Here is a 22,926-nt window from a genome sequence, read left to right on the forward strand (position 1 = left end):
CGTCATATCTGTTAAATAAGATTGAAAAGAGCGGGAATATTTTCCCGCTTTTTTTTATGTTATTGCGCTTCTGTTGGCAGCTCAGGTTGATCGATCTCTTCAACCGGCACCATTTCTTCAGCCATAGGTGCAGCGGCTGGTACTTGTTGCTCGGCCTGTACTTTGGGATGTGTGCTGGTGCTAATTTTGACTTGTGACAAACTTTCTAAGGTATCGCCTGCTTGAATAGCGGGTTCAGCCTGAACCTGTGCCCAACTGCCCCCAAACGTCATCGCTAGAAAAAGTACCTTTGCTTTCATTCTATTTTCCTCATTTTAAAGTTGTTTTTAAACGCGAACCTAGTCTGCGTAAGATTGATTGCAAATTTGTGAAAAGCTTGAGAAATCATGTTTGAAAATAAAGCGATTTTTTCGATGAAAATGGCCAACAAACCTTAGTCTGGGCAATCAGTTTTGCTATAGTAAGAGCAATTTTGAAGCTAGATTAGGAATATGTTATGTCAGCAGCTCCACGCATTGGTGTCTTAGGTGCCGGCGGTCGTATGGGTCGCATCCTTATTCAAGCGGTACACGAAGCAGGCTATCAACTGGCTGCGGCAGTGGAACGTCCTGAAAGCTCACTGGTTGGTACAGATGCAGGTGAGCTTGCAGGTATTGGCAGCCTCGGCGTGAAAGTGGTGGGGAGTCTGGAAGCGGTCGTGAAAGATTGTGATGTGATTATTGATTTCACTGCACCAGTAGCGACTGTTCAACATTTAAAAATTTGTCGTGAAGCTGGGGTTGCCATTGTTATTGGCACCACGGGCATGAATGACGAACAAAAAGCCTATTTGGATGACTCGGCGACACAGACTCCCGTGGTCTATGCAGCCAACTATTCTGTGGGGGTCAACGTTTCGATTAAGCTATTGGAATTGGCGTCTAAAGTCTTTGGCGACACAGTGGATATTGAAGTGATTGAAGCGCATCACCGTCATAAAGTCGATGCACCATCAGGCACAGCGTTGATGATGGGTGAGGCGATTGCGGGTGCTTTAGGGCGTGACTTGAAAACCGATGCAGTGTATTGCCGTGAAGGTCATACCGGACCTCGTGAGCGTCAAAGTATTGGTTTCCAAACCATTCGTGGCGGCGATATTGTCGGTGAACATACAGCTATGTTTATTGCCGATGGTGAGCGTGTTGAAATTACCCATAAAGCGACCAACCGTATGAACTTTGCTTCGGGTGCGGTACGTGCTGCGGCTTGGGTGGTAGGACGTGAAGCAAGTAAATATGACATGAAAGATGTACTGGGTTTTAACGACATTCAAGTTTAAAAACCTGCTTCATTCGCCATAAAAACAAGATAAAAAACTAAAATAAGACGAAGAATAGAATGAAAAAAGTCATGTATATGGCTTGTGTTGTTGCCGCGATGACGACAGCACAAGCCAAACCTATGGATCAAGCAAAACTCAGTATTCATAAAAATAATATTAAAGTTTGGACCTATCAAAATGCGCAAAACCCGGTCTTTTTATATAAGGCTGAAACCACGTTTGATGTGCCGATTGAAAAAGCAGTGTCACTGATCTTAGATGTTGACCATGCGGTGAAATGGGTGCCGTATATGGGCAGTGTGAAAGTCTTGTCGCGCGATGATAAAAAAGGCGAGTTTCAACTGTATATGGTGCTGGATTTCCCTTTTCCTTTAAAAGACCGCGACTTAGTGGTGCAGGGGAAAATGACCAAGGACAGTCAGGGCATCATTAGCATTAAAAATAAAGCGATTGATAAAAACATCCTTAAAAATCCAGATTATTTGCGCCTAAATCATTATGAAGGCGATTGGACCTTTCAGAAACTGGGACCAAACAAAGTCAAGGTTTCGACCTCGGGTTATGCCAACCCTGAGGGGTCGATACCACTGAAGTTTGTGAATATGTTTGTGCAACAACAACCTTATCAAATGCTGCAAAAAATGAAAAATCAATTGCTGGAACAAGAAGATACTCCTGCCCATTTACCAGCCGCCTTACGTTAATTTTAAAGACGAAGAAGCCTGCAATGCTGGCTTTTTATGTTTTAAAACTTAAGGCTGTTGATAAGCGTTCAGCAGCTCTAAGGTTGAAGCTTGAGGCAGGTCTAACTGAATTAAACTGAGCATGGCATGTCCTTCACCAGCGAGCGAGATCTTGAAGTTTTCAGCGCTGCTTTGGTCACATTGAAACTGTAAATTTTTCTGGCGGGGCAAGTTCATCTGCATTTGACGTTCATTGTTCAACCGATATTGATAAGTTCGTTGGGTCGAGGTTTCAGTCAAGCTCGGCGCTAAACTTAAAAACTGATAATCAGTTAAATTTTGCGTTTTCAGAAACCCTTCAATCAGGGCTTTACAAATAAAATGCTGCTGTTGTACCTGCTGTGAAACATGTGGCGGTTGGCAAGCCGATAAGCTCAATAAGCAAAAGAGAGATATGATTATTTTTTTCATAAAAGTGCCTATTTATGGTTGTGAATGAATGACAGAAGCATAATTCTGTTGGCATAATGGATACAGATACATAAAATTTAAAAAAATAGGTACAGATGAATGGCATTCCAGTATCAAAGCTTGGCTGCACAGTTGCTTGAAAAAATTCAAAATGCTGAATTACCCGCAGGGCAAAAGCTGTTGTCGTTACGCCAGTTTGCCAACTTACAAAAGGTCAGTTTGAATACCGCCAAGAGCTGTTATGAACTACTCGAGTCGCAGGGGTATATTCATGTGAAAAATAAGTCGGGCTATTTTGTCAGTTATCAAAAAAATACCAGCTCATCTATTCCTGTACCACAGCATCCAGACTTTCAGTCTCAAGCCCGTGATATTTCTAACTTAGAGCTACAGCTGGAAATTCAACAGTCTTCCATTAATAGCCGTCTCATCCATTTGGGAGCGATTCAGCTTTCGCCAAAACATGTGCCTGTAGAGGCGCTCCGCCGCTCCATTCAACGCGCCTTAAAACACAGCCAACCTGAAGATTTTTTATATAGTGATAAGCAAGGTCATATTCGCTTGCGGCAGGCTTTGTCTGAGCATTGGGCTGAAGATGGCTTCTATATTTCGCAGGATGATATTTACATCAGCAATGGCTGTATGCCTGCGCTGTCGGTGATGATTCAACACCTCAGCAAGGAAGGCGACAGCGTAATTGTGCCGACCCCGAATTTTAATGGTCAGTTGCAAATGCTGGCAGGGTTAAAGCGGAAAATTATTGAAATTCCAGCCGATACTCAAGGCTTTGATCTTGAGCGTTTAGAGCAGGTCATGCAAAGTTCAGGCGCAAAAGCGTGCTTACTCACGGCCAATTATCAAAATCCCTTGGGGTTTTGCTTAAGCAATGCAGAAAAAGAAAGAATTGCACAACTGGCTGCACACTATCAGTGCTATGTGATTGAAGATGATATTTATGGTGAATGTAGTTTCAGCTCGAGTCGTCCGCTGCCGATTAAGTATTGGGATCAGCAGGGTTATGTGATTTTCTGTGGTTCGGTTTCCAAGTCCCTTTCAACTGCGTATCGGGTAGGTTGGTTCTGTATTCCGCAGCGCTTAGCGCATTTGAAGGCTACGTTGCTGATGCAAAATATCACAGTGAATACACCTTTGCAGTTGGCACTGGCCGATCTCATTTATAGTCGTGCCTATCGCGAACATTTACAGCAGTTAAAGCCGATTTTAAAACAGCAAGTTGAGCAATACCGACACATGATTCAGCATGCCTTTGACGGGGTTGCGTTACGTATCAATCAACCCTTAGGTGGTTATGCGCTGTGGTTACAGCTGCCCGAGTGTATTGACGGTTTAGATATGTACTATTTTGCTCAACAGCATGGCATCAATATAGTGCCAGGAGAAGTCTTTGGTGAAGGGCAGCGTTATAAAAACTGTATTCGTCTCAATGCTGGTCATGAAATTTCAACAGATATTCGCGCGGCGGTCATCTTGTTGGCCGATTGGGTGAAAGCGCAACTCAGCAGTTCAACGTTAGTCAAACAAGCGGTATAAAAAGCGCCTCTTTTGAGGCGCTTATGGATTAAAAATCAGCTTTGAGGACGATCCGATAACGGGCTTTTCCAGAATGTAACCGTTCCAGTGCTTCATTCAACTGTGACATAGGATATAGTTCAATTTGTGGGGCAATGTTTTTACGTGCAGCGAATTTGAGTAGCTGACGTAATGCCGCAGGGGAGCCAGTGGGTGAACCCGTGATAGACTTTGCTCCACCAATTAGGCTACCTGCATTTAACTTGATGGGCTCAAGGGGCAAGCCTAGCAGATGGATTGTGCTATTCGGTGCCAATGTACTGATATAGGCAGGCCAATTGAGTGAGACATTCACGGTGCTGAGGATTAAATCAAATTTGCCTCGCTGGGTTTTAAGTGCATCCACATCACGGCTATTCACCACATGATCTGCGCCCATGGCCTTGAGCTCGTCAGTTTTGTCGAGGTTCGAGGTGAACGCCGTGATTTCACAGCCCCATCCTTTCAGAAGCTTAATGGCCATATGCCCTAAACCACCGATGCCGATCACGCCAACATGGTGAATGGCTTGAATTTGGTGTTTTAGAATCGGATCAAAAACGGTAATACCGCCACACAATAAAGGACCCGCAGATTCAGGATCTAGCTCTTCAGGTAAAGGAATAATCCACTGCCAACCTGCGCGAACTTTGTCGGCAAAGCCACCTGCATGACCGACGATGGTTGCTGTTGACCCACCAGTACAGAGCACTTGTTGACCCGACACACAGGGGTCACAGTGTTGGCAGCTTTCAGCCGTCCAACCAATACCGACGCGCTGTCCAAGTTTAAGCCCTTTGGCTTCGGAGCCTAAGCGACTGATGGTGCCAATAATTTCATGACCAGCGACAACGGGATAGACCGAAGAGTTCCATTCATTGTTAATGACCGAAACATCGGAATGACACAATCCACAATATTCGACTTGGACTTCGACCTGATGGGGTTGCAGTTCACCCGCATCGAATTGATAGGGTTGTAACGCTGCGCCTGCCTGCATTGCCGCATAGGCACGAATGGTATTATCCGTCATATTCTATATCCTTATTTTCCTGTTTTTTATGTACTTTTATTTAAAATGACAGCTGTTTTCATGGTCATTGACCATACCGACCGCTTGCATAAAGGCATAGCAGGTGGTCGGCCCGACAAATTTAAAGCCCTGTTTTTTTAGGGTTTTAGACATATTTTGGCTTTGAGGTGTCTGTGCAGGTGCTGTGCGGTAGTCAGGGACATCATTGTTGATTGTGTGTTGCTCGACAAAGTTCCAGAGCCACTCAACGGGGTTGATGCCTTGTTGTTTCAGGGCTTGCCATGCAATCGCATTGTCACGAATGGCTGTCAGCTTCCCGATATGGCGAATTAAGCCGATATCTTGCACTTTTTCGGCTAAGTCTGTATCACTTAAAGCCGCAATCTGTTCAATGGAATATTGAAAAAACTGGCGATGATAATGTTCACGCTTTTTCAGGACGGTAATCCATGACAGCCCCGCTTGTTGACCTTCGAGGCAGAGCATTGCAAATAACTGCTTTTCATCGTGTAGTGGTTTACCCCACTCATGATCATGGTAGTCGATGTAAAGTGGGTCTGAGGAGCACCATCCGCAGCGTTGAGTGGTCATGAACATGCTCCTGATCTTTTTATAGGGTAAAAGGCGCCCATTGGTCGTGTTGATTGTCCCAATAAAACAATTGGGCGTGTTCGAGGTCGGAAAAGTTAATCCAAACATCTTTTCCTGTTTTTTCAGCAAATCCAGTGCTGATTAAAAGCGCATCTTCGGTAATTTCCATGATCCAACCTTGGTGGTTTTGTCCTGCCAAGATGATTTTTTGTTGATTGCCTGATTCAGCAAATTCGACCAGACGGTTGATCAACGCTTCTGACATGAAAAATTCCTAAAGTTAACGTAAATAAGGATAGGGATTTACTGCACCACGGCCTTTACCTTGTAGATAAAGTCCATAATGCAAATGTGGGGCTGTGTGCCGTGCATTGCCTGTATTGCCGACATAGCCGATCAGGTCGCCTTTTTTGACATAGTCGCCGACACTTAAGCCGCGTTTATGGTCATCAAGATGAGCGTAGTAATGCCAAGTACCTGCTGGCCCCATAATCCAAACCACTTTACCACCCAAATTGTTATTGCGTAAGTCTGTGACGAGACCTTCTGTGGCAGAAAAAACTTTTGTTCCACGTGGAGCCAGAATATCAATGCCTTCATGCGTCCGTCCGCTACTGCGGGACGCACCCCAAGTATCTTTGAGGACATTGCGTTTGATGCCTTGGACAGGGACAGGCAGCTGCTTAGCTAAATGCATGTTTTTCAGTTGTTGGACTTGTGAGGCAGGTAACTGGCTTCCACTCGGTGCAGGCGGCATGGTACGGCAAGCTGCGAGTAACAGAATTACAAAACTTAAACTGGCAAGCGCAGAAAGGCGAGGTAAACAATAACGCACGAACAATCCTTTATTATTTCAGTGATCTAATTTTAAAGTGTCAGGGTGAACCCAATGGATCACCCAACTATGTCACAGTTGAATTGTCGAGATCAATTTTTTCATCGCGGTTGGGATGCCCATTTCTGTGACGTTTTGTATGTCTAGCCATGTGCTGGCCAGTTCTATACTTAAATGTTCGAGTTGATCGGCATCGACTTCAAAGCAAAGCGCTTCAAGTTGCCAAGTGAAATGGGTGAAACTATGCGAAATTTCAGCGCGTTGTGAGATTTGTTTCAGTCCTAGACTTTGGCACAGTTGCGTGAGTTCATCACCATTTTCAAAAATAGGTAAACACCATAAACCGCCCCATAGTCCACTATTGGGACGCTGCTGCCACAGCCATTGATTGTGATGACGCAGCACCAAAACTTGGCCAGACTTCACAGGCACAGCTTTCTTGGGCTTTTTAAAAGGCAATTCAGTTTCTAGCCCTTGTGCATGGGCCTGACAGTGTTGTTGCATTGGGCAGTATAAACACAGTGGTTTTTTAGGGGTACAGACGGTTGCGCCCAAATCCATGATGGCTTGGGTATAGTCGTGGTTGCGTTCAGTTGGACAGAGTTCAGTGGCCCGTTGCCACATGCTGCGTTCATGTACAGGTTTGCTCAGATCATCCTCAATGGCAAAAAAGCGTGCGAGCACGCGTTTCACATTGCCATCCATAATGACACCGTACTGACGTAAACCCAAAGACATCAGTGCGCCTGCGGTAGATGGACCAATGCCTGGCAGTTCAATCCAGTCCTCTAAAGTTTGAGGAAAGTGCCCCTGACGTGCCACAACCCTTGCGGCTTTATGCAGATTACGTGCACGGGCATAGTAGCCCAGACCTGCCCAGTAAGGTGCGACCTCATCCCATGATGCTGTCCCTAAAGCTTCAACCGTTGGGAAGCGTTCGATAAAACGCTCGAAGTATTGCAGCACGGTTTTGACTTGGGTCTGTTGCAGCATAATTTCAGACACCCAGACTTTGTAGGGATCATCGGCCACTTGCCATGGCAGGTCATGTCGACCATGAACATCGAACCAAGTCAGTAACGCATCTGAAAAAGAGAAAAGAGACATCTGAGGCACAAGCAAGAAATTCGGCTTAGTATAACTGAATGTCTTTTCTGAGCCTGATTTTTTGCGCATAAAAAATGGCGCTTACGCGCCATTTAAAACCATAAAAACTTAGTCTTTTGTCATGCCCCAACGTGCATCGAGTTTTAGCTCTTGGTCTTTGTAGCGTGGAATAATATGGATATGTAAGTGTTCAGACACATTCCCAAATATTTCACCGTCATTAAAACCAATATGAAAGCCTGAAGGTTGATGACGTAATTGAAGTTCATTACGTGCCAGTTCCAGCAAAGACATTAAGCTTTTACGTTCTTTGTCGGTAATGTCAAAAAATGAGCTCACATGACGTAGAGGGATAATGACACAGTGACCTTTAGACAATGCATTGGGTTCGGGTAAAATTACCCCAAAGTCATTTTTATCAAGCACGTCATATTCATCAAAATTACAATATTGGCAGTGGGTCTCAGTCATTGTTATCTCCTCTAAAATCTAATTATGTATCCTGTTGGATCTGAAAAATCAAAAATATTTGAATTCTCAGCTCTAGTTAAGCACTGAGATTGCGTTCTAGCAAGTCATACATTGCATCTAGACCTTGTCTTTCTGCTTCTGGGTTATAGCCCAAGTCTACGCTATTGGCTTTGGCACGCTCATCGGCCAATGGATTGCTAAAACCATGTTTCGCATCTTCAAAAATGATCACTTCATGGTTCACTTTTGCCGCATGCATCTCTTCACGGAAGCTGGCAACATCATCCAAAGTGACCATGCTGTCTAACTCGCCATGTAAAACTAAAATTTCACCTTGAATTTGACCTTCGACCGCAGGGGCTTTCGGTGCCAATGTTGCGTGGAAAGTCGCCACGGCTTTAAGCGGTGCACCTGAACGAGCTAAGTCTAAAACCACTTTACCGCCATAACAAAAACCAATCGCCGCCAGTTGATTGGGATTCACTTCAGGCTGGGCTGCAAGCGTATCTAAACCTGCTTGCGCACGGTTGACGATGGTGTCTGCATCGGCAAAAGTTTGCATCATCCATTCATAGGCTTGTTTCGCATCTGTGGTAACATTTTTGTCGCCGTACATATCAATCGCCAGTGCGGCATAACCGTGTTCAGCCAGTTCGCGAGCACGTTGTTCAGTATATTCATTTCGGCCCCACCATTCGGGTGCAACGATGATACCTGCATGCGGTGTTTGAGAGCTTGGTGCTGCAAAATAACCGACTAAGCATTGTCCATCGGCTGCGTTATATTGAATTTCTCGAGTTTGAATACTGATTGTCATGCTCAAATCCTGATAGATGATCTGTTCTGATTAAAGCATAAAAACTTTTACAAGGATTTGAAAAATATTCCGATGTACATGAGAAATGTGAGAAATTATTTTTAAAGGCACACATAAAAAAAGAAGGATCTGAATCCTTCTTTTTTGTCGTTAAGAGTGGTGTGCTTTAGACTTTGCCACGGGATAAAAATCCGACAATCGCAAGAATCACAGCAATCACCAATAAAATAATCGCAAAGTCTTTGGATAAACCTGCTACGCCGCCAAAACCAAGTAAACTTGCAATCAGTGCAATCACTGCGAAGATAATCGCCCAACGAAACATAATTTTTCTCCATAGATGTTCTTATTTATTACTCTATTAGTATAGAAACAAGGTTCGGACACACTGTGTTGCTTTTGTTTAAAAAGTGTTCTGTTTGTATTTTAAGTTTATGAATATGATGTAAATATTGACACTTTAGATAGCTCTGAAAGCCATGTGACTATAGGTTATAATAGTGCATTCAGTTTTATTGGCAGTGGTTATGTCCAACGAATTAAGACCAGAGTTTTGGAAGCATTATGCGCTCACTGAGCTACGTTCAGCAGAGTGGGAAGCGTTGTGTGATGGTTGTGGTCTATGCTGTCTGGTGAAACTTGAAGATGAAGAAAGCCAAGAAGTCGCCTATACCAAAGTGGCCTGTAAACTGCTGGACTGTCAAACGGCCAGTTGTCGGGATTATCCGAACCGCAAGCAGCATGTGCCCGATTGTATCCAGCTCACGCCCGAACTTTTAGACACGATTCATTGGTTACCACCGAGTTGTGCTTATCGTCGTCTGCATGAAGGTAAAAATTTGCCCAGATGGCACTATCTGAACACGGGCTCACGTCAAAGTATTCTGAAAGCGAAAAAGTCTGCGGCAGGACGTTGTATTTCTGAAGAAGAGATTCAGGATAATGACATCGAAGACTATATTGTACGTTGGGTTCGCTAGTCGATAAAAGCATAATCAAATTGCATGAAAAGCTTGTGTCATTCGCCTGAATTTGCCATAACATAAGCATTCGATGAATGCATGATAAGTCCTAGCCCTATGTCCGATAGCAATATTCCACTGCCTGAACGTTTACGCCCGCGTGATTTATCTGAAATTATTGGGCAGGATCACTTATTGGGTGAGCAGGCACCGCTCCGCCAAATGATCGATCAAGGGCATTTGCCATCGATCATTTTTTGGGGGCCGCCAGGCGTGGGTAAAACCACGATTGCTTTACTGTTGGCGCAAGCGATCGACCGACCATTTGTCAGTCTATCTGCACTCAATACGGGGGTTAAAGAGCTCCGTGAGATCATTGCAGATGGCGGAGATTTAATGCCACCTGTGGTGTTTATTGACGAAATTCATCGTTTTAACAAATCGCAGCAAGATGCCTTACTGAACGCTGTGGAGAAAGGCAAAATTACCCTCATTGGTGCCACCACCGAAAATCCTTCTTTTGAAGTCAACAGTGCATTATTGTCGCGTTGTCAGGTCTATACCTTAAATGCGCTCGATGCCGATGCGATTCAAACTTTATTAGTGCAAGCGATTAAGAACGATCCGTTTTTAAAAGAGCGTTATATTCAAATTGAAGAATTTGAAGCACTAGTGCAGTTTGCCGCAGGTGATGCCCGCAAAGCCTTGAATTTAATTGAACTCATTGCGGGCACCTTCGAACCTGACGTTGAAAATATCGTGACCAATGCAATGGTGGTCAAAGTTGCACAGCAAAATATCGCCCGTTATGACAAATCGGGTGAGCAGCACTATGATTTGGTGTCGGCTTTTATCAAGTCGATTCGAGGGAGTGATCCTGATGCTACTTTGTATTGGATGGCACGTATGCTCAAAGGTGGTGAAGATCCCGTTTTTATTGCCCGTCGGATGTTGATTGCAGCCTCTGAGGACATTGGTAACTCAAACCCCAATGCACTGCTGCTTGCTGGAGAATGCTTCCGTTCTGTTCAAGCGGTGGGCATGCCAGAGTGTCGAATTATTCTTGGGCAGTGTGCAGTGTATTTGGCGACCAGTGCCAAAAGTAACAGTACTTATCTTGCGATCAACAAAGCGTTGGATTTGGCCGAGAAAACAGCGAATTTACCTGTGCCGCTGCATTTAAGAAATGCACCGACCAAGTTGATGAAAGAGCAGGGTTATGGCGTCGACTACTTGTATCCGCACAACTATCCAGAGCATTTTGTGATGCAAGAATATTTACCCCCTGAGCTCAAAGGAACCAAACTGTATGAGTCGGCACGCAATAAACGTGAGGTTGAGGGGGAGCGTTTACAGCAACGCCGTTGGCAACAAGAACAGCAACAGCAGCAGTAACAAAAAGCCTGATTTACAAATCAGGCTTTTTTGTTTTTGGGACTTAGGATTTAGTCACATAGCTTGACCTCTATTTTCTCTAAGCACTGTAGCGCTTTTATGTTCCGATATGCGTATTCATCAATTTTAATGCGGCAGGTAACACAGCGACTAACAAGGTGATTGCCATCGTGATGTTAAAGCTCAAGGCAAAGCGCGGTTTCATCAGATGTTGGCGTAAGAAAAGACCACCGACTGCCCAAACCCCGACACATGGAATGGAAACCACCATTAAAATCAGGGCTGCATAAAGAATATCGCTGACATGATGGTTTAAAGCAAAATAAGTGGCAATGGTGCTGATGGAGATAATCCACGCTTTGGGATTGACCCACTGAAAAAGAGCCCCTTGTAGAAAACCCATCGATGGTTTTTGTTCTAATTCGATGTTGAGTGGCCCACTGGCTGCAATTTTCCATGCGAGCCACAGAATATAAGTAGTGCCGATCAAACTTAAAATAAATTGGAGCTTGGGCAGGGCCAGAAACACCTGATTTAACCCGATGCCGATGGCGAAGAGTTGCACGGCCACACCAAAGGCAATGCCTAAAACCAGAGGTAGGGTTTTACTGATGCCAAATCGTGCACCAGACAGCATGACCAGTGCATTATTGGGTCCAGGCGTGCAGGTCATCACGACACAGAACAACAGATAAGAGACAAACAGTGACGCATTCATAAAGGGGATGGCGCAATCAAATAAATATCATTTTATTGTTGATCTATCACAATTTGGTTGTATATTGATCGTTAATACTGAGTTTTATGCAACAAATGATTGAATTAGATCGATTGGACCGAAAAATATTGTGCGAGCTTGAGCGCGATGCACATTTAACCAATATTAAACTGGCAGAACGGGTGGGTTTGTCTCCCTCGGCCTGTTTACGACGCGTGCAAGAGTTAGAAAGAGTTGGTGTGATTCGAGGCTATAAAGCGGTGATTGACCGTTCGCTTTTGGGTGTCGGCTTAACGGTTTATGTGACTATCGGGCTGTCTTGTCACTCAAAGGAAAGCTTGAGTCAATTTGAGGATGTGATCACTGCAACGGATGAAGTCACAGAGTGTCATACCATTACAGGCTCGGTTGAGTATTTGCTTAGGGTTGAAGTGGCTGACATTAAGTCTTATAAAAAGTTTCATACTGATGTTTTGGGAACGATTCCTTCCATTAGCTCGATCACCAGTTTTTTGGTGATGGATACCACTAAAAATCGATACACTAATCTATAAATGCTTAGATCGGAAGATAAAAACCGAGCGAAACTGCTCGGTTTTTATCTGACTACATATCGCTTCGTGGGATGAGCTTTATCTTTTCAACTAAGTATTGAATGTTGAATCATTGCTGCATCAACCTCTTGAAGACTATTCAATTATTTAAAGTTACCCTCTAAAAACTGTTGCAGGCGTTCACTTTTGGGATGAATCAAAACTTCTTTCGGATCACCTTGTTCTTCAATTTTTCCTTGATCTAAGAAAATGACATGATTGGACACATGGCGTGCGAAGCCCATTTCATGGGTGACCACAATCATGGTTCGGCCTTCTTCAGCCAAACTTTGCATCACTTTCAACACCTCACCCACCAGTTCAGGATCTAGAGCACTGGTCGGTTCATCAAACAACATCACTTCAGGCTCCATCGCTAAGGCACGGGCAATCGCAACACGCTGTTGTTGTCCTCCTGACAAAAAAGACGGATATTTCTTTTCGACACTTTCAGCAAGCCCAACTTTTCTTAAATATTTTCGCGCACGCTCTTCCGCCTCACTACGCTTTAGCCCCAAGACATGAATGGGCCCTTCAATAATATTTTCTAATACCGTCATATGCGACCATAAATTGAAATGTTGAAAGACCATCATCAGTTGGGTACGCATTTTTTGCAGTTGTTTGGGGTTTGTGGCTTTAAGATCGCCATTTTTATCTAAAGTAGTCTCTAACTGTTCGCCATTGAGCTGAATGCTGCCTTGGCTCGGTTGCTCTAGGAAATTGATGCAGCGAAGAAAGGTACTTTTACCCGAACCCGAGGAACCAATAATACTAATGACATCACCTGCATGTGCCTCAAGTGAAACTCCTTTTAAGACTTCATGATCGCCAAAACTTTTACAAAGATCTCGAATCACCAGTTTTGCTGAATTTTCCATTGTTTCTCCTAATGATTCGATGGTTTTAAAAACGCCAACCAGCGTTGTTCCAATTTACGAAAGATCCAAATGAGGATAAATGCCAGACAGGCATACAGCACAGCGGCAATACCAAAGGCATCAAACGTGGCATAAGTGGCAGCATTGACATCCCGTGCAATTTTGAGAATATCAGGCACGGTTGCAGTGAAGGCAATGGTGGTTGCGTGCAGCATCAAAATGACTTCATTGCCATAAAACGGCAATGCTCGGCGTAGCATCGACGGAATAATAATGCGGGTATAGCGTTTCCAAGGCGACATTCCAAAGGCTTTTGCAGCCTCAATTTCACCGTAGGGAATCGAACGTATGGCCCCTGCAAAAATTTCAGTGGTATAAGCTGCTGTATTGAGTGCAAACGCTAAAATGGTGCAATTAAGTCCTTCTCTAAAAAACTCATCGAGCCGTTCATGGGCATGGACAAATTCGAGACTATAAATCCCGGTATAAATAATCAGCAGCTGCACATATAACGGTGTACCACGGAAAATATAGGTAAAAAACCAAACAGGTGCACGTACAAGAGCATGCTCTGAGACTCGAGCAATCGACAAAGGCACAGCCAGAACAAAACCAATCGCAATCGATAAGACCAGTAGCCATGCGGTCATGGCGACCCCAGTCATTTGAAAGCCATCGGTCCACAGGTAGGGCTGCCAATATTGTTGAATAATCTCAATCATAATTGTCCCTTTTTCACACCAGCAGAATAACGACGTTCCAGCCACATGAGTATTAAATTCGAAAGGGTAGTGATGGCCAAATAAATGACGGCTGCAACAATACTGAAATAGAACACTTGCATGCTGCTTCGACCTGCATCTTGGGTAATTTTGACGATGTCGGTCAAACCAATTAAGGACACCAAGGCGGTGGCTTTGATGAGGACTTGCCAGTTATTGCCAATCCCCGGTAAGGCAAAACGCATCATTTGTGGAAAGAGGACACGCCTGAAGACTTGAAATGGGGTCATGCCATAGGCATTTGCAGCTTCAAGTTGACCTTTGGGGACGGCTTGAAATGCGCCACGGAAGGTTTCCGTAAAATAGGCCCCATAAATAAAGGCTAAAGTAATCACCCCTGCCACAAAGGGGTTGATGTCAATCTGCTCCATATGAATCGATTCGGTAATGGAGTTCAGTCCAAGTTGCAGGCTATAGAACAACAACAACATGATCACCAGATCGGGAACACTACGAATCAGCGTGGTATAGAGGGTTGCAATATGACGTAAGATTTGAATACGAGAGAGTTTGGCACTTGCCCCAAACAATCCAATAATGATCGAAAGTACCAGTGATAACAAAGCAAGCTGTATGGTCATCCAAGTGCCACTGAGTAATACGGGACCATAGCCAGACAGAAACATACTCAGTTTCTCCGAGTAAAAATATAAAATTTTATAAATCAGCAGTATATAAAGAGTGTCGGTATTGAACCGACACGCTATAAATTAATAAATGCTGAAGGAGAAGTATTTTTTCTCGAGTTTCTTATAGGTACCGTCGGCAATAATTTCAGCTAACGCTTTATCAATATTCTTTTTCAGGTCGACATCTTCTTTACGTAAGCCAATTGCAGCACCTACACCGAGTGTTTTGGCATCGACAACATTATTGCCTGCAAAAGCAAAGCCTTTACCTTTCGCCGATTTTAGGAAACCTGCATCGACCATAATCGCATCTTGTAATGTTGCATCTAGGCGCCCCGAAACCATGTCTTGATAAAGCACGTCTTGATTTGGATAAGGAACCACATTCACACCCTTAGGCGCCCAATAGGCTTTTGCATAGCCTTCTTGAATCGTACCTTGTTGTACACCCACACGTTTGCCTTTTAGGGATGCAGGCGTAGGGAGTAAAGGAGAGCCTTTCTTCGCGACCATACGGGTAGGCGTGTTGTAAATTTTATTACTAAACGCGATTTGTTTTGCGCGATCCGTAGTGACTGTCATTGAAGACAGAATACCGTCGAACTTTTTCGCTTTGAGCGCAGGAATCATCCCGTCAAAGGAGTTTTCTACCCAGACACATTTGGCTTTTAATTTGGCACAAATGGCATTGCCCAAGTCGATGTCAAAACCGACCAGCTTATTGTCTGGGGTTTTATATTCAAAAGGTGCATATGCGGATTCTGTGCCAAAACGAATGGTTTTCCATTCTTTTGCTTGGACAGTACTGCTCAGTGCTACGGCTACGAATGTAGTGGAAAGTAGTAATTTTTTTTGCCAGTTTTTCATTTTAAATATAGCCATCCGTGAAAAATCAAATCTAGAAAATAAGACGAAGATAGAACTTAGCCAACGAGTTACTTCTGAATAAAAGCAACATCTATACCAGTTCTCTGCTCTTAGGGGATCGAGGGATCTTCTTGCCATGAGAGATGAGGGAATAAGGGTATTTTTGGGTTGGAATAATTTTTATCTGAGAACGTCCTGTTCATATGTTTTTATCATATTAAAAAACAAATTCAATACATAGTTGAAATATACCGGAAGTCTTGTGCGCTCTGGCGTACAGGATTGTTGATTTATTCGCAGCAATTTTATGTTCTGGCTGGCTATTATTGGCGCTGAGTCGTCCATAAAAAACCGAGCATTTATGCTCGGTTTTTTTGAATCTGTAACAAATTAGATATCAGAAAGGTCGATACCTAAACGTGCAGCAACTTCTTCATAAGCTTCAACCACACCGCCTAAACCTTGACGGAAACGGTCTTTGTCGAGTTTTTTCTTGGTTTCTTTGTCCCATAGACGACAACCGTCTGGAGAGAACTCATCACCAAGAACAATACGGTCGTGGAATACGCCAAACTCAAGTTTGAAGTCCACAAGTAGCATGCCACCTTGGTCAAATAAGTTTTTAAGAACTTCGTTCACTTGGTAAGTGAGGACTTTCATTTGCTCAAGTTGCTCAGCAGTTGCCCAACCTAAAGCAATCGCTTGAGACTCATTGACCATTGGGTCACCAAGCGCATCATCTTTGAAGAATAATTCAAAAGTCGGCGGTGTTAATTCCTTGCCTTCTTCTACACCTAAGCGACGGCATAAAGAACCTGCTGCATAATTACGAATTACACATTCAACAGGGATCATGCTGAGTTTTTTCACTAGAACTTCTGTTGGAGAAAGAAGTTTTTCAAAGTGAGTCTCAATGCCAGCCGCAGCCAATTTATCCATGATAAAGGCGTTAAAACGGTTGTTCACCTTACCTTTACGATCTAGTTGTTCGATCTTTTCACCATTGAATGCCGAAGCATCATCACGAAAGACTAAAATCAGGTGGTCTGCACTGTCTGTTTCATAGACAGATTTCGCTTTACCAGTATAGAGCAAGGTTTGTTTTAACATGAGGGAACCTTTTTCAAAAAAAAATGCCTAGTACGACTAGGCTGGCCAATTTTGGTAAATCTGGGTTAACAATTCTGTGGCTTTTTCAGGCGCTGCAAAACTGTTATCGGCATTGAACACAGCGAGGTTGTTGCTGCTACCGACTGCGGTCAGTCTTAACACATAGACCTGTTGATCGATTTTAATGGTTGCTTCATAACCATTTTTGCTTTGACCAACAATTTGATGGTTGAGGCTGCTGAGGGTGGCAAGCGTATATTGCCAAATTGTAGCAGAATTTCCCTCAATTTTGAGCAGCGGATTCTTATTTCCGTCAATAATCAATTGAGGGCGACTCACAGCTGTATCAACTGTTTCCGTTGATTCTGCATTGGACATGACTTGAGCAGCTTGAGGGCGCGGCATTGCAAAACGGTTTCCGCGTTTGTTTTCAAGTACAGGTGCGTGTTCAAGAGCGAGTGCTTCAACCGTTGGAGCTGGATACAACGGCGTTGCAGGTCGAACCATAGAGCCTTCAGGGTACTTAAGAGGTTCTAAGGTTGCTGTTTCTTTATAGTCCAAACTACCGTTATTGACTGCAAGGGAACTACAACCCGCTAAACTGACGACTGAAAGTGCGAGAGTAAGACCTAAACGTAATTGCATATTGATGTGCTCTTTATTTAATGACACCCGCCGTTGTGAGTGCTTCACGAAGCGGTGTGCGATATTGTTCTGCAAGTGGTGTTAATGGTAAACGAATACCCGTTTCGATTAACTCCATTTCATGAAGTGCCCATTTCACAGGAATTGGGTTTGATTCGCAAAATAGAATTTCGTGTAAATTTGCAACTTGGGTATTTAGGTTTTCAGCTGTTTCAGCTTCGCCTGCCAGTGCTGCCGCGCAAACATCGCTCATTTCTTTTGGTGCAACGTTTGCAGTCACAGAAATATTGCCTTTTGCTCCCGACAGAATCAGTTGATAAGCCGTTGCATCATCACCTGAATAGACGGTCATCGCTTTGCCAGCAAGGCCTTCGAGCAGTGCTTGACCACGTGGGACATCACCTGTGGCATCTTTGATGCCCACAATTTGTGGAATATCGGCCAAACGAATGACCGTTTCATTCGCCATATCAACACCCGTACGACCAGGTACGTTATACAGAATTTGAGGAAGATCAACAGCTTCAGCAATAGCTTTATAGTGCTGATATAAGCCTTCTTGGGTCGGTTTATTATAATAAGGGGTCACCAGAAGAGCAGCATCTGCACCGAGTTCTTTGGCTTCTTTAGTTAACTCGATGGCTTCACGCGTTGAATTCGCGCCAGTACCCGCAATAATCGGGATGCGTTTGTTTGCGACACGAATGATTTCTTTAATCACTTGTGTATGCTCTTTCATGCTTAGAGTAGACGCTTCACCCGTTGTACCGACAGCAACAATGCTATTTGTGCCTTGTGCGATGTGCCACTCAACGAGCTTCTCTAGACCCTTCCAATCTACACTGCCATCTTCAAACATAGGGGTGACGATTGCGACAATTGAGCCTTGGATGGTCTGTGCTTGCTGAGTCATTTTAAAAAAATATCCTATTTGTCCATCCAGTTGGGGTAGAAAAACATAAGATTGGATGGGTGCGTATTTTAATTTATAGCATTTTCAAAGCGCTGATGCATTGAATAATGCTTATGCAAATTATGAACGAACACAACATGAAGAACAATATGCTTTAGTCAAAGTGTATAAAAACTTTATCTTTCGCTACAAAAATACAGCTTGTTCAAATGGTAGACAAAGAAAAGCATCTTATTTTGCGTCTGAAAAAGGCGTTTTGCATCACCCATGGCCGTGGATTGAGGTATTTAAAGAAAGGAAATTCTTCATTTCAATTGAGGCTTAGAAGTCGATCAAACTGAGTATTGGGATATAAATTCTATAAACGTCAGTATTTTAACGCTTACATGATTTCTCTAAACAGCGATGACATCGTCTTTTTAACGTTATAGATCAATACCTAGCATTTTGTTCTATATTCTATTTTTGCTTCAATTCTCCTCAATAGCCCATTGCACTTAAGGCTGCGGTGATTTAATTTTGACCCGCGAGGATGAATACTGTTTTATAAATTAAGCTAAGCTTGGCCTTCGAGCGCAGAACAAAAAGGACAAAGAAGAATGCAGAAGAATATGGCACTGATTGTAGTGGATGTACAAAATGGTTTTACGCCTGGTGGAAATTTAGCGGTAGCAGGATCAGATCAAATTATTCCTAAAATTAATCAACTGGGGGATTATTTTGACAATATTGTACTCACCCAAGATTGGCATCCTGAAAATCATATTTCTTTTGCAGACAACCATCCCGATCAACAAGATTTTCAAACGATTGAATTGGACTATGGCACACAAGTACTCTGGCCACGTCACTGTGTACAAGGCACACAGGATGCGGAATTGCATCCCGATCTCGATCTTGCCAAAGCGCAGTTGATTATTCGTAAAGGATGTCATGTACACATTGATAGTTATTCCGCTTTTTTAGAAGCGGATCACAAGACCCAGACGGGACTCGCAGGCTATTTAAGAGAGCGTGGGATTGATACCGTATTTATTGTTGGGATTGCAACTGACTTTTGTGTGGCATGGACGGCAATGGACGCCTGTAAACTTGGTTTTCAAACCTATGTGATTGCAGATGCCACCAAAGGCATTGATCTACACGGTTCTTTACAACATGCATGGCAAGAGATGCTGGCCCATGGTGTGAAACGTCTGTATTGCAAAGATATTGTGCAACAATATGCCGTGAACTGATGAGTTGAACCAATCGGCTCACCTCAATCACCAATATCGACATTATAAAAACATGTAGCAGGGAAAGGTCATGGGCACTTTTTTAAAATTTACCGCTTGGATTCAAAAAACCTTTGCTCTGTGGGTCGTATTATTTGCAGGCATTGCGCTCCTGAGCCCTGAAACTTTTGTCTGGATGAAAGCTTATATCACGTGGATGTTGGGCCTGATCATGTTTGGTATGGGCATGACCATGACACTGGAAGATTTTAAAGGTGTGATGCAAAGTCCTAAAGCGGTTGCAATTGGGGGGGCAGCTCAGTTTGTGGTGATGCCAAGCGTGGCTTATCTGTTGTGTTTATTGTTTAGCTTGCCGACTGAAATTGCGATCGGGGTGATTTTGGTGGGTTGCTGTCCGGGTGGCACGGCATCCAATGTGATTACTTATATGGCGAAAGGCAATACGGCTTTGTCTGTCGCATGTACTACGGTATCGACCTTATTGGCACCTGTTCTGACTCCCGCGATTTTCTATCTACTGGCCAGCCAATGGATTGAAATTAATGCATGGTCGATGCTGAGTTCAATTTTGCAAGTGGTCCTGTTCCCGATTATTTTAGGGCTGGTGGTACGCGCCGTGCTAAAACATAAAGTCGAAAGCTATATTTCGGTGATGCCCTTAATTTCTGTAGTGGCGATTGTGCTGATTGTAGCGGCGATTATTGGTGGCTCAAAAGCACAAATTTTAGAATCAGGCTTATTGATTTTAGCTGTGGTGGCATTACATAACGCGATTGGTTATTTACTTGGCTTTGCAGCAGCACGGATGTTTCACTTGCCACATGCTGACTGTAAAGCGGTCTCGATTGAGGTTGGTATGCAAAACTCAGGACTAGGCGTGGCTTTGGCAGCTGTACATTTTGCTGCTTCGCCAATTACGGCGGTACCCAGCGCGATCTTTAGTTTGTGGCATAACATTTCAGGGCCAATTTTAGCCAGCTATTGGGCCGCGAAAGCAGAGGCCACTGCCAAGGAAAAAAGTGAAAAGGAACATATGTCGGTTTGAATACTGTACGCTGTTGCAGCTTTAAGCATAAAGTCAGGATGAATTTTCTATTTGGCATGAGGTTGTAACTAAACTGTCATAAAGACTACCTAACATCCCTGCCAAACACTTCATAACAGACTGTTGCAAACAGCATTGAGAGGGTATGGATAATTTTCAGCATTCATCGGCGACGTATTTTAACCGAGAGCTATCGTTATTTGAGTTTCATCAGCGGGTTTTAGCACAAGCATTAGATCCGAGTTTGCCTGTGCTGGAGCGCTTAACTTTTTTAATTATTTTTTCACGTAATTTAGATGAGTTTTTTGAAATTCGTATCGCGGGCTTGATGAAACAACGCGATATGAATGTGATAGCACGAACCCCTGATGCTGTTCCCACCGAAGTGATATTACAAGACCTGTCCGAATCCATTCATCATGCCGTCAAAAAACAATTTGAAATTTTAAATCATTCGATTTTGCCTGAGTTACAAGCACAAGGCATTCAGTTCATCCAGTTCCAAGATATTTTAGAAAAACATAAAGCGTGGATTGCAGAATATTTCGCCAAAGAAATCCAACCCGTTTTGACCCCAATTAGTTTAGATCCGTCACACCCTTTTCCTCGCCTCGTGAATAAAAGTCTGAATTTCATTGTGAGTTTACAAGGTAAAGATGCTTTTGGACGGAGCATTGAGATGGCGATTGTCCCAGCGCCGCGCTCATTACCGCGTTTAATTCAGATGCCGAAAAACGTGGCAGGCAATACTGACACGCAGATTTTTTTAACCGCAATGATTCAGCAGCACATCAGTGATCTGTTTCCGGGGATGAAAGCCACGGGCTGTTATGCTTTTCGTGTGACGCGTAATGCAGATCTGATATTGTCGGAAGATGTTGATGATTTGGCGGTGGCACTCAAAGATGAGCTGTCTTCACGCCGTTTTGGTCGTGCGGTGCGTTTAGAAATCGAAGATGACTGTCCCGAAGCGGTGATTGATTATTTGCTCAAGGAATTTGATTTAACTGAGCAGGAGCTTTATCGCATTGATGGGCCGATCAATCTTTCACGCCTCAGTACCAGTTGTGACCGACCTGAATTAAAGCATCCAGTTTTTATTCCAGTCATTCCCAAAATTTTGCGTAAACAAAAAAGTACCTTTGATACCTTAAAAGCACAGGATGTGTTGCTGCATCATCCTTTTGATTCTTTTCAGCCTGTGATTGGTTTATTAAAAGAAGCAGCGAAAGACCCGAATGTGCTGGCAATTAAACAAACGCTCTACCGCAGTGGACCTGACTCGGAAATTGTACAGGTCTTGGCAGAAGCAGCACGAAATGGCAAGGAAGTCACAGCCGTGATTGAGTTGCGTGCGCGTTTTGATGAAGAGTCGAACATTACCGTGGCCAATATTTTGCAAGAAGCTGGAGCGGTGGTGGTGTATGGCATTGTCGGTTATAAAACCCATGCCAAAATGATTTTGATTGTACGCCGTGAAAATGCTCAGTTGATCCGTTATGCCCATCTAGGCACAGGCAATTATCATGCGGGTAATGCGCGTATGTATACCGACTATGGGTTGATGACCACACAGCCTGATATTTGTGAAGATGTACACCGTATGTTCCAAGAACTGACGGGGATGGGCAAAATGGCCAAATTGAAGGCGTTGTTACATGCGCCTTTTACTTTACACAGTGAACTGTTAAAACTGATTGAGCAAGAAATTCAGTTTGCGCAAGCCGGTCAAAAGGCGCGTATCATCATTAAAGTCAATGCCTTGACGGAGCCTCAGTTAATTGCCGCACTGTATCGTGCATCACAAGCGGGGGTACAAGTCGATCTTATTATCCGTTCGATCTGCTGTCTGATTCCACAGGTCCAAGGCATGTCTGAGAATATCCGGGTGCGTTCGATTGTGGGCCGTTTTCTTGAACATACCCGCGTATATTGTTTTGAGCATGGCGGTGAGAAAAAGCTGTACTGTGCCAGCGCAGACTGGATGGGCCGTAATTTATTTTCGCGGGTGGAAACCTGCTATCCAATATTAGATCGCACTTTGAAAAAGCAGATTTATAAAGACGGATTAATCAGTTACTTAAATGATTGTTTGAATGCTTGGGAACTACAAGCTGATGGTCATTGGCTTAAAGTGGCCTGTACCGATCCAGAGCAAAGGTATAGTGCGCAGCAACATTTGATTGCGCAGAAGCAACTCAAAATTTAACAGTTGCCATAAAAAAGCCTGACGTAGGTCAGGCTTTTTTA

Annotated in this window: 27 protein-coding genes; 9 read left to right on the top strand and 18 right to left on the bottom strand. The window is 43.7% G+C overall.

Annotated elements, in window-relative coordinates; all coding sequences use genetic code 11:
- Window positions 1-59: 59 nt before the first annotated feature.
- Window positions 60-299, bottom strand: coding sequence for a hypothetical protein (locus RR876_RS10415; RefSeq protein WP_332476254.1), 240 nt, complete (start codon window positions 297-299; stop codon window positions 60-62).
- Window positions 300-496: 197 nt separating this feature from the next.
- Between RR876_RS10415 and dapB the strand changes: the two genes are divergently transcribed.
- Together dapB and RR876_RS10425 are read left to right on the top strand one after the other, a co-directional pair.
- Window positions 497-1,318: a 4-hydroxy-tetrahydrodipicolinate reductase gene (gene dapB, locus RR876_RS10420; protein WP_332476255.1), complete on the top strand. Its 822-nt coding sequence runs from the start codon at window positions 497-499 to the stop codon at window positions 1,316-1,318.
- Window positions 1,319-1,377: 59 nt separating this feature from the next.
- Entirely contained in the window at window positions 1,378-2,025 is a 648-nt protein-coding gene (locus tag RR876_RS10425; RefSeq protein ID WP_332476256.1) for an START domain-containing protein, read from the top strand.
- A 48-nt stretch (window positions 2,026-2,073) separates the two neighbouring features.
- Here the strand turns inward: RR876_RS10425 and RR876_RS10430 are convergent, their stop codons facing one another.
- Complete coding sequence (locus RR876_RS10430; RefSeq protein WP_332476257.1) at window positions 2,074-2,475, bottom strand: hypothetical protein; 402 nt, start codon at window positions 2,473-2,475, stop codon at window positions 2,074-2,076.
- Between the two features lie 99 nt (window positions 2,476-2,574).
- On the opposite strand from RR876_RS10430, the gene RR876_RS10435 reads away from it, so the two are divergent.
- Window positions 2,575-4,026, top strand: coding sequence for a PLP-dependent aminotransferase family protein (locus RR876_RS10435; protein WP_332476258.1), 1,452 nt, complete (start codon window positions 2,575-2,577; stop codon window positions 4,024-4,026).
- A 28-nt stretch (window positions 4,027-4,054) separates the two neighbouring features.
- On the opposite strand, the gene RR876_RS10440 is transcribed toward RR876_RS10435, so the two are convergent.
- The 8 genes from RR876_RS10440 to RR876_RS10475 all read right to left on the bottom strand — a co-directional run bounded on the left by RR876_RS10440 (window position 4,055) and on the right by RR876_RS10475 (window position 9,223).
- Entirely contained in the window at window positions 4,055-5,077 is a 1,023-nt protein-coding gene (locus RR876_RS10440; protein WP_332476259.1) for an NAD(P)-dependent alcohol dehydrogenase, read from the bottom strand.
- Window positions 5,078-5,113: 36 nt separating this feature from the next.
- On the bottom strand, window positions 5,114-5,668 hold the full coding sequence (locus RR876_RS10445) for a DNA-3-methyladenine glycosylase I (RefSeq protein WP_332476260.1): 555 nt from the start codon (window positions 5,666-5,668) through the stop codon (window positions 5,114-5,116).
- Window positions 5,669-5,687: 19 nt separating this feature from the next.
- Complete coding sequence (locus tag RR876_RS10450; RefSeq protein ID WP_004691836.1) at window positions 5,688-5,933, bottom strand: hypothetical protein; 246 nt, start codon at window positions 5,931-5,933, stop codon at window positions 5,688-5,690.
- A gap of 15 nt (window positions 5,934-5,948) precedes the next feature.
- Window positions 5,949-6,503: a M23 family metallopeptidase gene (locus tag RR876_RS10455; RefSeq protein ID WP_332476262.1), complete on the bottom strand. Its 555-nt coding sequence runs from the start codon at window positions 6,501-6,503 to the stop codon at window positions 5,949-5,951.
- A gap of 72 nt (window positions 6,504-6,575) precedes the next feature.
- The gene (gene mutY / locus RR876_RS10460; protein WP_332476263.1) at window positions 6,576-7,610 is read right to left on the bottom strand and encodes an A/G-specific adenine glycosylase; all 1,035 of its coding nucleotides are present in this window, start codon (window positions 7,608-7,610) and stop codon (window positions 6,576-6,578) included.
- Between the two features lie 108 nt (window positions 7,611-7,718).
- Window positions 7,719-8,081: an HIT family protein gene (locus RR876_RS10465; protein ID WP_004691832.1), complete on the bottom strand. Its 363-nt coding sequence runs from the start codon at window positions 8,079-8,081 to the stop codon at window positions 7,719-7,721.
- Window positions 8,082-8,157: 76 nt separating this feature from the next.
- Window positions 8,158-8,898, bottom strand: a complete 741-nt coding sequence (locus tag RR876_RS10470; RefSeq protein ID WP_332476264.1) for a dienelactone hydrolase family protein — start codon at window positions 8,896-8,898, stop codon at window positions 8,158-8,160.
- Window positions 8,899-9,064: 166 nt separating this feature from the next.
- On the bottom strand, window positions 9,065-9,223 hold the full coding sequence (locus RR876_RS10475) for a DUF1328 domain-containing protein (protein ID WP_004647174.1): 159 nt from the start codon (window positions 9,221-9,223) through the stop codon (window positions 9,065-9,067).
- A gap of 202 nt (window positions 9,224-9,425) precedes the next feature.
- On the opposite strand from RR876_RS10475, the gene RR876_RS10480 reads away from it, so the two are divergent.
- Both RR876_RS10480 and RR876_RS10485 read left to right on the top strand, forming a co-directional pair.
- Window positions 9,426-9,878, top strand: a complete 453-nt coding sequence (locus tag RR876_RS10480; RefSeq protein WP_332476265.1) for a YcgN family cysteine cluster protein — start codon at window positions 9,426-9,428, stop codon at window positions 9,876-9,878.
- 99 nt (window positions 9,879-9,977) lie between these two features.
- Window positions 9,978-11,255, top strand: coding sequence for a replication-associated recombination protein A (locus RR876_RS10485; protein ID WP_279733394.1), 1,278 nt, complete (start codon window positions 9,978-9,980; stop codon window positions 11,253-11,255).
- Window positions 11,256-11,352: 97 nt separating this feature from the next.
- On the opposite strand, the gene RR876_RS10490 is transcribed toward RR876_RS10485, so the two are convergent.
- Window positions 11,353-11,973, bottom strand: coding sequence for a LysE family translocator (locus RR876_RS10490; protein ID WP_332476267.1), 621 nt, complete (start codon window positions 11,971-11,973; stop codon window positions 11,353-11,355).
- An 86-nt stretch (window positions 11,974-12,059) separates the two neighbouring features.
- Here RR876_RS10490 and RR876_RS10495 point away from each other — a divergent pair, with 86 nt between their 5' ends.
- Complete coding sequence (locus tag RR876_RS10495) at window positions 12,060-12,527, top strand: Lrp/AsnC family transcriptional regulator (protein WP_332476268.1); 468 nt, start codon at window positions 12,060-12,062, stop codon at window positions 12,525-12,527.
- A 143-nt stretch (window positions 12,528-12,670) separates the two neighbouring features.
- On the opposite strand, the gene RR876_RS10500 is transcribed toward RR876_RS10495, so the two are convergent.
- The 7 genes from RR876_RS10500 to dapA all read right to left on the bottom strand — a co-directional run bounded on the left by RR876_RS10500 (window position 12,671) and on the right by dapA (window position 18,393).
- Complete coding sequence (locus RR876_RS10500) at window positions 12,671-13,447, bottom strand: ATP-binding cassette domain-containing protein (RefSeq protein WP_125273780.1); 777 nt, start codon at window positions 13,445-13,447, stop codon at window positions 12,671-12,673.
- An 8-nt stretch (window positions 13,448-13,455) separates the two neighbouring features.
- Complete coding sequence (locus tag RR876_RS10505) at window positions 13,456-14,169, bottom strand: ABC transporter permease (protein ID WP_332476269.1); 714 nt, start codon at window positions 14,167-14,169, stop codon at window positions 13,456-13,458.
- A complete protein-coding gene (hisQ, locus tag RR876_RS10510) occupies window positions 14,166-14,855 on the bottom strand; it encodes a histidine ABC transporter permease HisQ (RefSeq protein WP_332476270.1) in 690 nt (229 codons plus the stop codon). Before hisQ ends, RR876_RS10505 begins: the two co-directional genes overlap by 4 nt.
- Before the next feature lie 84 nt (window positions 14,856-14,939).
- Entirely contained in the window at window positions 14,940-15,725 is a 786-nt protein-coding gene (locus tag RR876_RS10515; RefSeq protein WP_004691819.1) for an ABC transporter substrate-binding protein, read from the bottom strand.
- 390 nt (window positions 15,726-16,115) lie between these two features.
- Complete coding sequence (gene purC, locus RR876_RS10520; RefSeq protein WP_004691818.1) at window positions 16,116-16,835, bottom strand: phosphoribosylaminoimidazolesuccinocarboxamide synthase; 720 nt, start codon at window positions 16,833-16,835, stop codon at window positions 16,116-16,118.
- A 36-nt stretch (window positions 16,836-16,871) separates the two neighbouring features.
- Window positions 16,872-17,480, bottom strand: coding sequence for a hypothetical protein (locus tag RR876_RS10525; RefSeq protein ID WP_005401459.1), 609 nt, complete (start codon window positions 17,478-17,480; stop codon window positions 16,872-16,874).
- A 13-nt stretch (window positions 17,481-17,493) separates the two neighbouring features.
- Window positions 17,494-18,393 carry a 4-hydroxy-tetrahydrodipicolinate synthase gene (gene dapA, locus RR876_RS10530; RefSeq protein ID WP_234954706.1) on the bottom strand — a complete coding sequence of 300 codons (900 nt, stop codon included), beginning with the start codon at window positions 18,391-18,393 and terminating at the stop codon, window positions 17,494-17,496.
- Window positions 18,394-18,992: 599 nt separating this feature from the next.
- On the opposite strand from dapA, the gene pncA reads away from it, so the two are divergent.
- From pncA to ppk1, 3 genes are all read left to right on the top strand, one after another.
- Window positions 18,993-19,631 (top strand): bifunctional nicotinamidase/pyrazinamidase, encoded by a 639-nt coding sequence (gene pncA, locus RR876_RS10535; RefSeq protein WP_332476271.1) that lies wholly within the window; start codon window positions 18,993-18,995, stop codon window positions 19,629-19,631.
- A gap of 70 nt (window positions 19,632-19,701) precedes the next feature.
- Window positions 19,702-20,676 (top strand): bile acid:sodium symporter family protein, encoded by a 975-nt coding sequence (locus RR876_RS10540; RefSeq protein ID WP_332476273.1) that lies wholly within the window; start codon window positions 19,702-19,704, stop codon window positions 20,674-20,676.
- A gap of 145 nt (window positions 20,677-20,821) precedes the next feature.
- Entirely contained in the window at window positions 20,822-22,885 is a 2,064-nt protein-coding gene (gene ppk1 / locus RR876_RS10545; RefSeq protein ID WP_332476274.1) for a polyphosphate kinase 1, read from the top strand.
- Window positions 22,886-22,926: the final 41 nt, after the last annotated feature.

The organism is Acinetobacter sp., assembly GCF_036666595.1.
Classification (GTDB): domain Bacteria; phylum Pseudomonadota; class Gammaproteobacteria; order Pseudomonadales; family Moraxellaceae; genus Acinetobacter.

What these genes read in the sequence shown, in the direction of transcription:
- RR876_RS10485 (WP_279733394.1), top strand. Translation starts at nt 9,978, where the DNA reads ATGTCCGATAGCAATATTCCACTGCCTGAACGTTTACGCCCGCGTGAT.
- pncA (WP_332476271.1), top strand. Translation starts at nt 18,993, where the DNA reads ATGCAGAAGAATATGGCACTGATTGTAGTGGATGTACAAAATGGTTTT.
- RR876_RS10540 (WP_332476273.1), top strand. Translation starts at nt 19,702, where the DNA reads ATGGGCACTTTTTTAAAATTTACCGCTTGGATTCAAAAAACCTTTGCT.
- RR876_RS10470 (WP_332476264.1), bottom strand. Translation starts at nt 8,898, where the DNA reads ATGACAATCAGTATTCAAACTCGAGAAATTCAATATAACGCAGCCGAT.
- RR876_RS10445 (WP_332476260.1), bottom strand. Translation starts at nt 5,668, where the DNA reads ATGACCACTCAACGCTGCGGATGGTGCTCCTCAGACCCACTTTACATC.
- RR876_RS10430 (WP_332476257.1), bottom strand. Translation starts at nt 2,475, where the DNA reads ATGAAAAAAATAATCATATCTCTCTTTTGCTTATTGAGCTTATCGGCT.
- dapB (WP_332476255.1), top strand. Translation starts at nt 497, where the DNA reads ATGTCAGCAGCTCCACGCATTGGTGTCTTAGGTGCCGGCGGTCGTATG.
- RR876_RS10425 (WP_332476256.1), top strand. Translation starts at nt 1,378, where the DNA reads ATGAAAAAAGTCATGTATATGGCTTGTGTTGTTGCCGCGATGACGACA.
- dapA (WP_234954706.1), bottom strand. Translation starts at nt 18,393, where the DNA reads ATGACTCAGCAAGCACAGACCATCCAAGGCTCAATTGTCGCAATCGTC.
- purC (WP_004691818.1), bottom strand. Translation starts at nt 16,835, where the DNA reads ATGTTAAAACAAACCTTGCTCTATACTGGTAAAGCGAAATCTGTCTAT.
- RR876_RS10505 (WP_332476269.1), bottom strand. Translation starts at nt 14,169, where the DNA reads ATGATTGAGATTATTCAACAATATTGGCAGCCCTACCTGTGGACCGAT.
- RR876_RS10500 (WP_125273780.1), bottom strand. Translation starts at nt 13,447, where the DNA reads ATGGAAAATTCAGCAAAACTGGTGATTCGAGATCTTTGTAAAAGTTTT.
- RR876_RS10435 (WP_332476258.1), top strand. Translation starts at nt 2,575, where the DNA reads ATGGCATTCCAGTATCAAAGCTTGGCTGCACAGTTGCTTGAAAAAATT.
- mutY (WP_332476263.1), bottom strand. Translation starts at nt 7,610, where the DNA reads ATGTCTCTTTTCTCTTTTTCAGATGCGTTACTGACTTGGTTCGATGTT.
- RR876_RS10450 (WP_004691836.1), bottom strand. Translation starts at nt 5,933, where the DNA reads ATGTCAGAAGCGTTGATCAACCGTCTGGTCGAATTTGCTGAATCAGGC.
- hisQ (WP_332476270.1), bottom strand. Translation starts at nt 14,855, where the DNA reads ATGTTTCTGTCTGGCTATGGTCCCGTATTACTCAGTGGCACTTGGATG.
- RR876_RS10465 (WP_004691832.1), bottom strand. Translation starts at nt 8,081, where the DNA reads ATGACTGAGACCCACTGCCAATATTGTAATTTTGATGAATATGACGTG.
- RR876_RS10515 (WP_004691819.1), bottom strand. Translation starts at nt 15,725, where the DNA reads ATGAAAAACTGGCAAAAAAAATTACTACTTTCCACTACATTCGTAGCC.
- RR876_RS10495 (WP_332476268.1), top strand. Translation starts at nt 12,060, where the DNA reads ATGCAACAAATGATTGAATTAGATCGATTGGACCGAAAAATATTGTGC.
- RR876_RS10475 (WP_004647174.1), bottom strand. Translation starts at nt 9,223, where the DNA reads ATGTTTCGTTGGGCGATTATCTTCGCAGTGATTGCACTGATTGCAAGT.
- RR876_RS10415 (WP_332476254.1), bottom strand. Translation starts at nt 299, where the DNA reads ATGAAAGCAAAGGTACTTTTTCTAGCGATGACGTTTGGGGGCAGTTGG.
- RR876_RS10480 (WP_332476265.1), top strand. Translation starts at nt 9,426, where the DNA reads ATGTCCAACGAATTAAGACCAGAGTTTTGGAAGCATTATGCGCTCACT.
- ppk1 (WP_332476274.1), top strand. Translation starts at nt 20,822, where the DNA reads ATGGATAATTTTCAGCATTCATCGGCGACGTATTTTAACCGAGAGCTA.
- RR876_RS10440 (WP_332476259.1), bottom strand. Translation starts at nt 5,077, where the DNA reads ATGACGGATAATACCATTCGTGCCTATGCGGCAATGCAGGCAGGCGCA.
- RR876_RS10525 (WP_005401459.1), bottom strand. Translation starts at nt 17,480, where the DNA reads ATGCAATTACGTTTAGGTCTTACTCTCGCACTTTCAGTCGTCAGTTTA.
- RR876_RS10490 (WP_332476267.1), bottom strand. Translation starts at nt 11,973, where the DNA reads ATGAATGCGTCACTGTTTGTCTCTTATCTGTTGTTCTGTGTCGTGATG.